8 protein-coding genes are annotated in these 8179 nt (G+C 35.3%); all 8 read right to left on the bottom strand.

All coding sequences use genetic code 11. The features are described 5' to 3' along the window. Positions 1–163: 163 nt before the first annotated feature. The 8 genes from Q0Y84_RS11750 to Q0Y84_RS11715 all read right to left on the bottom strand — a co-directional run bounded on the left by Q0Y84_RS11750 (position 164) and on the right by Q0Y84_RS11715 (position 7862). Positions 164–1117, bottom strand: a complete 954-nt coding sequence (locus tag Q0Y84_RS11750) for a class A sortase (protein ID WP_005729860.1) — start codon at positions 1115–1117, stop codon at positions 164–166. After that, positions 1101–1406: a hypothetical protein gene (locus Q0Y84_RS11745; RefSeq protein WP_297953954.1), complete on the bottom strand. Its 306-nt coding sequence runs from the start codon at positions 1404–1406 to the stop codon at positions 1101–1103. Before Q0Y84_RS11745 ends, Q0Y84_RS11750 begins: the two co-directional genes overlap by 17 nt. 115 nt (positions 1407–1521) lie before the next feature. Further along, a complete protein-coding gene (locus Q0Y84_RS11740; RefSeq protein ID WP_297953951.1) occupies positions 1522–2088 on the bottom strand; it encodes a hypothetical protein in 567 nt (188 codons plus the stop codon). Then, positions 2085–3443, bottom strand: a complete 1359-nt coding sequence (locus Q0Y84_RS11735; protein WP_297953949.1) for a hypothetical protein — start codon at positions 3441–3443, stop codon at positions 2085–2087. Before Q0Y84_RS11735 ends, Q0Y84_RS11740 begins: the two co-directional genes overlap by 4 nt. 70 nt (positions 3444–3513) lie before the next feature. Next, the gene (locus Q0Y84_RS11730; protein ID WP_133477956.1) at positions 3514–4071 is read right to left on the bottom strand and encodes a hypothetical protein; all 558 of its coding nucleotides are present in this window, start codon (positions 4069–4071) and stop codon (positions 3514–3516) included. A 115-nt stretch (positions 4072–4186) separates the two neighbouring features. Then, positions 4187–5476, bottom strand: a complete 1290-nt coding sequence (locus tag Q0Y84_RS11725) for a hypothetical protein (protein WP_297953947.1) — start codon at positions 5474–5476, stop codon at positions 4187–4189. Next, positions 5463–6572 (bottom strand): hypothetical protein, encoded by a 1110-nt coding sequence (locus tag Q0Y84_RS11720; protein ID WP_297953944.1) that lies wholly within the window; start codon positions 6570–6572, stop codon positions 5463–5465. The genes Q0Y84_RS11725 and Q0Y84_RS11720 overlap by 14 nt, the downstream gene beginning before the upstream one ends. Positions 6573–6584: 12 nt before the next feature. Continuing rightward, positions 6585–7862, bottom strand: a complete 1278-nt coding sequence (locus tag Q0Y84_RS11715; protein WP_297953941.1) for a hypothetical protein — start codon at positions 7860–7862, stop codon at positions 6585–6587. Between the last annotated feature and the right edge of the window lie 317 nt (positions 7863–8179).

The raw sequence follows: 8179 nt of genomic DNA, 5'->3' as shown, positions 1-8179 counted from the left end.
ACATACTACTGCTTCAATGGAAGCAATAAAACTAAATAAACCACCTAATACGTCAAATGTGACGCTGTTACAACTTTTTAAAGCTGTCTGAAAAAATAAAAATTTCAATAATGATTTACAAGTTAATTATAACATTAATTGGTCATAATCTGCCAACAATGTTCTATGCAATCTTGTTCTTGCGTGGGATCCAAATAAAGAGTAAGCGAATCAAAACAATTACAGCAACTATAACTGAAAAAACTGCCTTAATTTGATTATAAGTTACGTTTTGATAAATCTTAGTTTGAGCAGGTTTTCTAACTGTAACCATTTTCTTCGTAAATGGATTTAGAACCTTAGTATGCTTAACCATTTTTATGCTTGACTGGTTAGCTTTGTCGGTAAGTTCCGTTTTTTCTAAGTTACTCTTGGTAGCAGGTAGAGAACCAATTAAATCACCCTGCACAACCGTTCTATGTTGACCATAACCATAACGAGAAATATTAAAATCGGAACAAGTGATTAAAGTAATTGTTCCTTTACCCTTTTGATTGTTTTCAACTTCAATTTGAGTTGGTTTAATCGAATAAGATACGGATTTAGTTTGATAAGCATATATCTTATGCATATCGGTGACATAAATTGGATCTCCTGCTTTCATATAGTGCAGATTATCCAAAATTGCAGGACCAGCAGATCCCATATAATGACCTGCTAAGACATAATTATTGATACCACCCATAGTTCTACCTGGAACCACTGTAACTACACCATAACTCAAATTTTGATTATGTCCGCCAAAGCCTGCAAAAAGTGGATTATGAATATTGACGACTGGAACCGACATTCGACCGATTGCATAGGCTGGGTATTGTTTAGCTCGCCAAATTTCTTGTGCGTCAATAGATTTTGTCTTTTTAGCGTCATAAGTTGTTTTGACCTTTTTATTTTTATCAGCAGTCCTAACAGTGATGGTCTTACTTGCTACTTGTGCATTTTGTTTGACCATATAAGAGCGACCAATTCCTGATCCTAAAAACAGCAAGGCCGCACCCACATAAAACATAGTCGCTAAAATAATCGTTTTCAGTGTTTCAACTACTTTATGCTTAATTGTATTACTTTTCTTTTTCATGGTTGTTCTTTTTCTCCGCCCTTTCCTGCTCTTGTCTTTCAAACATGTCCATATAGACATTATCTTTAAAAGACTTAATATCTCTTACTCTCCATATCATACGGATTCCGAAGCCAATTAGGGCGCAAACTCCAAAAAGGAGTAAAAGCCAACTAAAAAAGGGCTTGAAAAAGTTATAGACAGGAAATAAAGCAAGAACACAAACAATCATGATGAGAAAAACTACGCTCTCAATGTTGAGAAGCTTATCGTCTCGTTTTTTATCTTCTTTTAGTAAATTATGAAACATCATTATCTATCCATTAAAAGCACACATTACTAAACCGACAATAAAGGCTGATACAAATAGAACTAAGCCCCACTTTAAAAATGTATCAATTAAATCTAAGTGTTGTTTAAACATATTAGAATAACCCCGCAATCATATAAGCTACCGCTCCAGCAATCATCGTTACCATCATGAAATTGTACATACTGGTTGCATTACGCTCATTAGATGGTTGACTTGACATCTCATAAATTTCTAGCTGTTGGGAACCGATTAAGTACAGCGAAGAAGTTGCTACATAGAACAGTAATTGACCTAACAGCATAAAGAAAAATATCAAGAGCTTCATGTTACCTAGGTTCCCTACGGATGGTCCTGCAATAATAATGGTATGGATAATAATGACGGTTGCATATCCGCTCCAAATCATCCGATAACCTGAATTACGCCATTTACCGTTATTACCGTAATAACTGCTAACGACAATGCCTAAGCCAATTAGAATCAAAATTAAGCATATCCAGTCGGTATAGCGACTGATTGAGCTTAGCATTCTAATTAAATCAATCGTAGGTTGAAAATTTCCATGATTTTCAACTGGTCTGTTAAAGATATCTTTCACGTGAGAATTAGACTTTTGGTTAATAAAGCCTTTCAGTTTATTCGTCCCTGCTACCAGAAACAAAATATATTTATTTATCATGATTTAGCCCACCCCAAGTATCTTTCCGACTGTAAAGCATAGCCAACACTGCCTAAAGCAAAGTTATAGTAAAGTTTTGACTTTGGCTTAAAGAATTGATTTAAAGTTGGAACCTGCATAGGATGGGGATGCTGTTCTAAATTAATATGCTGAGACAAATTAATGCCTAGCTCTCGTAATCCCTTATGCTGTGTTACTAAACAAAAGCTATTAATAACTGCTTTACCTTTTGCCTTATTATTTACATCATTAAGCAAAAATTTAGCCGACTTGAAAGATATACTTGGATCTTTAAATGAATGAATTAGTTGATAACTATTACATTTTACCTTCCACTCATTGCAGACTAACTGCATATCTGCATCGATAATACTCTTCCAATCATGCAGATCTTTGCTTAATGAACAAGTATCAATGATTTTGGTCAAGATATTAGCTAATTGTTGGCTAGATGATAAATTAATATCTAAAACATTATTTTGAGCAATCATATCATCAGCAGTATAGACAATCTGAAAACGACTAATATACTCACCATTGGGATGCCGAATCAATTGCAAACCATTGACTTTTGAATTGCCAACCAACATTAAAATTTGATCGACCTGCTTAATTAGATACTTTGCTTCCTGGGGCAAAACAAAGCCATTAAAAAGTCTGAACTTCTTGGTTGGATAAATCTGACCTTGCGCTATTTGCAAATTTTTGCGGTTTAACAAGTTAAAGCATAGACTAATACTTGCTTGATGCCTTTCTGTAAAACTGCAATAAGCTTGTATCAAAGTTGAAAGAGACTCAATCAATGAATTAACAAAGCCTGTTTGATAAACTCTCTCTTGCGGATCTTTAGCATAATCAAATATTAAAGCAAAATTTCGAAGCTTTTTACGCTTTAAGTTTAATTTTAAGCCAGTTACAGGACGCTCAACTAATTCCGACTGTTCTGCTTGCACAGTAGCTACTAAAGCATTCAATATCAAATCCTTGCTATCCAAGTTTTTAAGATTGGCACGCATAACACAAGTCACTTTAACACTGTCATAAACAATCCCTAATGTATCAAGGTCAGCTTCAAAAATCACTTTGCTCAAATAATTATTACGATAAACAGTTTGATAATTGGAAATTAGCGAATTAATCAAATAATCAATTTGACTCATTAAAGCATTAGTAATCTCTGTAATTGGCACTTGACTAGAAAGCTTAGCGTCAACCATACAGCTCTTATCCTCTAACTTGTAAATCACCTTTAAATGCTTAATGGTGGTTTTAGCTTCGGAAGCTTGAGCAAAAAGATCAACTAAAGCCAAACTTATTGGTCTTAAGATGTTCTCGTTTGACGAGTACATACTCATTTTTAACCTCCTAAAACACAAAAAAGCACTACTTATTGCTAAGTAGTGCTTTAATAAATTACTTTATTAATTAATGGAACTTAAGATCCCGCTTTACACGAGTTGTCTTATGTTCACCGTATTTTTCATTATATTGCTTAATAGCATCATAACCATCACCATCGAGGTACTCTGTACGCTTATCCTTATCGCTCCATTCAGGAAAGTTTTCGTGTTTAAACTTGCCTGATTCACCAGAATTGATGTGAAAATATTGGAAAATGGCTGTATCGGTAAAGCCACCGCCCTTTTTATCTTCACTACCTCCTCGGTCAACGTTCTTAAGTTTCAAGTAGACGTTCTTATTCAAAGAACCATCTGGGTTCCTAATCTCGTCACCTTCGGGATAGTAATATTGAATCGTATGAGTGGTACGCATTGCGTATGCTTGCCCTCTGGAAATACCGCCTGCTAATTCTTGATGATCTAGCAATTCAGCTTTTTGTTTTAAAACAGCTTGCCACATAATGCAGTCTCTACATCCTGGACAATGTTTGACATGTTCCATTAACGGTTCACGTCTTGGACCAATCTTCATACGATCAATATGTTGCAAATATTTTAAATTGCCAATCTTATAATTCTCCATATGATTAAGCTCCTTATATGTTTTTAATGCTTAAACTTAAACTTTCTATAAAAATTTTAAGAGAATTTTTAAGACTTGTCAATAACACAATAATGAAAATTACTACTTAGTTTTATTATTTAATTTTAAATAGAGTTTGATCGTTGTAGCGCAAAACTATCTTCTTATAAGACTTAAGTACCGTTAAATCATCAAACTTAAATGTTATTTCACCGCCACCACCTGTTATCTTAGTTGGCGATACAGAGTCGGGCTTTTCAGAGTCTCCAACCGTTCCATCATTATTAAGTCCAACCAGGCGATACTTAGAAGCATCTGAATTAATAAAGTAATAATCATACAAGGTTACTTTTGCCTTTAATGTATCTTTGGTCAGTTTGATCTGTGACCACTTAATACTATCCTTTGGATATTGTTCTGGTGTTGTTGCCAAGGCGCTGGAATAGTCTTTAGCGTCATTGAAGACAAATTCTGCTGGATGGAATGTATCAGCAGACGATTGATAGGAACTGCTGGAAGTTGCTCTAAACAGAAACTTATATGGTGTTTCGCTATGCTTAAGGGATGCTTCCATTGGTATTACCACATTAACTGCCTTACCATGTGGAATCAAGACATTATAGCTACGGTAAGTGGGATGCACTTGTATATCGTTCTTGTCCTTGTCCTGTAACTCAAAATCCTTAAGTGGTAGAAGCAAGTCAGTATTAGTATTGTTAATCGCTTTGATAATGATTAAATCTGAAAATTTTGAAGAGGCAACGCCCCACATTCTAAAGCGGTCATATTTAGCGTCCCCTAGCCCATCTTTTAAGGAGTTGGCACTTCCGCCTGTCTTAACAGTTTCCTTTGCATTATCAATATATTGCTTAGATTTAGCATAATAATCTGGTACCGAAGTATAGCCAGAATAAGTTACATTCTGCAATTTAGATTGCGCATTGGAACTGCTAAGAAATTGTGCTTTAACAGTAGCCCCATTATCAGCTTGATAAGTTAGCTGTGCTTTCTTGAGCATGGAATTGCTGAGCTTGGTTCCCGTATAAAATGAAATAACATTTTGCCAAGATTGCGTGGTACCTAAGTCTTGGTGAAAGTCAGATGGTTCATCTGGGACTTGAAAAGCTTTAAACTTATGACCATCAATTATTAAAGTGAAGTTTTGCGATGAGATTACTGTGCTATCAATACCTGTGTTATTAACAACTACAGGCATTGATAATACATTCTCCGACTGAGCAATGTCGCCTACGTAGAGACCCAGCTGAACACTTTTCTGCTGACTGGATCTTCTGGCTTGTTGTTGAGCAACTGGTGTAGTTGCCCTATTGCCACATGCTGTCAAAAAAGTAGTTGAACAAACAGCAATCACAGATAGTAAGATAGTTTTTTTAATTTTCTTCATTTTTGCCACTCTCCTCTTGATTGTCAAACACTAAATTGGGTAAAGTAGCTCTTTGCAAATCAAGAGTTTTATTACGATGATCGGGATAATAAAAAGCTTGTGTAATACCATCTTTTTCAATTACGGATCCAACTAATAAAAAAATAGGAAAGTTCCAGTTAGGAAGTTCTAAATCCGTATTTAATTTATCAGCTATGGCAACTGTTGGAGCATAAAAGACAATAATATTTTGTGTACCAGGTAACCCATTGACCGATTCAGTAAGGTTAACACCATCATCCGTAAATGCATTCCATCTGAGTAACGCATTTTGATAGTAAGTTAAATCATCTGTTTGCAAAGCTGGGAAAAACACTAAATTTTTAATTTGATTAGGAATCATTTCTAAAGCAATTTGCAAAGGTGAAGTCATATTACGTTTGATTTTATTTTCTTTATCTTTGCCTAAATTTAGGAAAGTCTCAAAGCCATGAAAGATCGGTAGGCTTAAGCATAATTGATAAATGTCAACAGTTTCCCAGAATCGGATGTGATATTGCACTGGCAAAGTAAAATAGCTTTGGGGCTGAAAATATTGGCGTTCTTGATTAAAGAAATACTCCATAAAGCGAAAGCCATTAACCGATAGTGTATAGGCTGTAACAGGCTTATTTAGAAAGTCTCGCTTAAAGTTCCATTTCCAAATCAGACCATACATAAATAATCGGTCTAGTGAATGCTTTAATCTTTTTCTATCGAACCAATCGGGATATAAAGCTGTTTGACGAAAAAGTTGCACTTGTTGAATACTCTTAAAACGTGCAATAAATTTTAGCCAATACAGGTCATGATCTGTCAGCTGAGTCATTACATAGTTGTAATCATCAGCAATAAAGTATGAATAGATGTGAGATACCGAATCTTGTAGTGTGAGATATTTTCTTTGCTTAAAATTGCGGTTGATCTTAAACTGTTTTTCTTCTTCGGCTGTAAACAATGATGGCAAGTAAGTTCGCCCTGTATCTTTATTAACAAAAGGATTTAACCCTAATTTAGTAACTGGAAGATTATCTTTAAATTGTTTTAAGCTACTGCCATCTTTAGTAAACTCTGGCATAATCTTCCCTCCTTAGATAAATGAAGCAATACCTGGACGAGCAACACCTTTAGGAAAACGCATAATTTGGCAAGTACCACTCTTAGTCTTAAAATCGATTCCTGTCAATCTTACAGCTACGGGAGTATGAGCCGTAGCGTCTAAAGCTGTTGGCTGTACAGGCGAATTAGCTGGCAATACGCCTTTAATCCAGTACTTTGGGGCTACTTCTACTAAGATGCCTTTAACGCTATCTACACGGACAATATGAGCAATGAAAATAGTGTGGTGATTCAACTTTTTTCGTACAATATCACTTGGATTAGGTACTAACGGCAATCTTGTGGTGTCAAAGAAGTATCGAATGCCTCGTGGTACATTCATACCATTTTGGGCATCCTCTTGTGCGGTTAGGGAATCTCGATAATCGCCTTTTCTAATCCGAGTAACCATAAATTTAACCTTTTGACCAATAAAAGCTCGTTTATGAAGAGGAGTAATTAAACTACGATAGTAAAAATCTTGCTCACGCATTCCAATTGTCATACCACGATAGTCAATAAAAACCATGCTCCGATTAGGGATCAGTTTACGTTCACCATCTTCTACGATCACTCTTTCAGGACGTTCAATAATTTGTGTAATCACGCCTTCACGTACTTCTTTTCGGTAAGCCTCAGGATCCTTGATATATTCGCTATATTGTGTACCACCAATCACGAACTCAGCTTGTTGCAAGGAACCTAGAAGAATATACTCTGCATCTACCTCAGCTTCATTTGTTTGTACAAATTGGTCGATCGCTACTTTAAGTCTTTGACCAACTAAATCTTCTAGGTAGCGATAATTTGCACCTGCATGATTCATTGGCACATAAATTGGAGCATTATTAGCCTCAATACGCATTTTAAGCATAGTTAAATTGCCATTGACTGTTTTAAAAGTGTCTACTGATTCACCGTAAGCATAAAGCAAATCATCTTCACTTAATTTAGAGTGAGAACTCATTCTCCGTCTATGTTGAGCAACAAATTCTCGCATATAAACAGGTATCTTTTCTGCTGATTTCAAAAAGTCAGGAATAGTATTATTGCTACGTTCAAAATGTCGTTCAGCATATTTAGGAATGCCATCGCTTTTTTCAGAAATACTCTTTTCTGCTTTATCAGCAGACTGGTCTTCAACTAAGATTTTCCCTTCTTTATCTTCGTTTTTTGAAGCTTCTGAGTTTAACCCTTTAGTTGAAGTTTTCTTTTCTTCTTTCTCTGTCTTAGTTTCTTTAAGCATATCCATTAATCGTTTTTCTGCCATAAGAAATTGTCCTTTCTTTAATCATTAGTTTGCTAAAACGTTGTTAATACTAGGTTAACAAGCAAGTTAAAAATACGTATAAGTTAGTCTAAAGCTTGAAAAATATAAAGACTTCTTTTTCATTGGATTAAATACTCTCGATAGAGTCGACATAAAAGGCCAAGACAGGCTGAATTTAATAAAAATGGTCAAAGAAAAAAGCTAAGTTTTCGCTTAGCTTTTTCTTTTTTCTCTTATGGTTTATTCCATGCCTGTCGTCTGCTTGCGTCTGGTGAAGTAGACAAAGGTGCCGATGGCTGTTGCCAAGGTTACTGCGC

The organism is uncultured Lactobacillus sp. (genome assembly GCF_947367125.1).
In the GTDB taxonomy this organism is placed as follows: domain Bacteria; phylum Bacillota; class Bacilli; order Lactobacillales; family Lactobacillaceae; genus Lactobacillus.
This window is presented reverse-complemented; position numbering and strand designations above follow the sequence as displayed.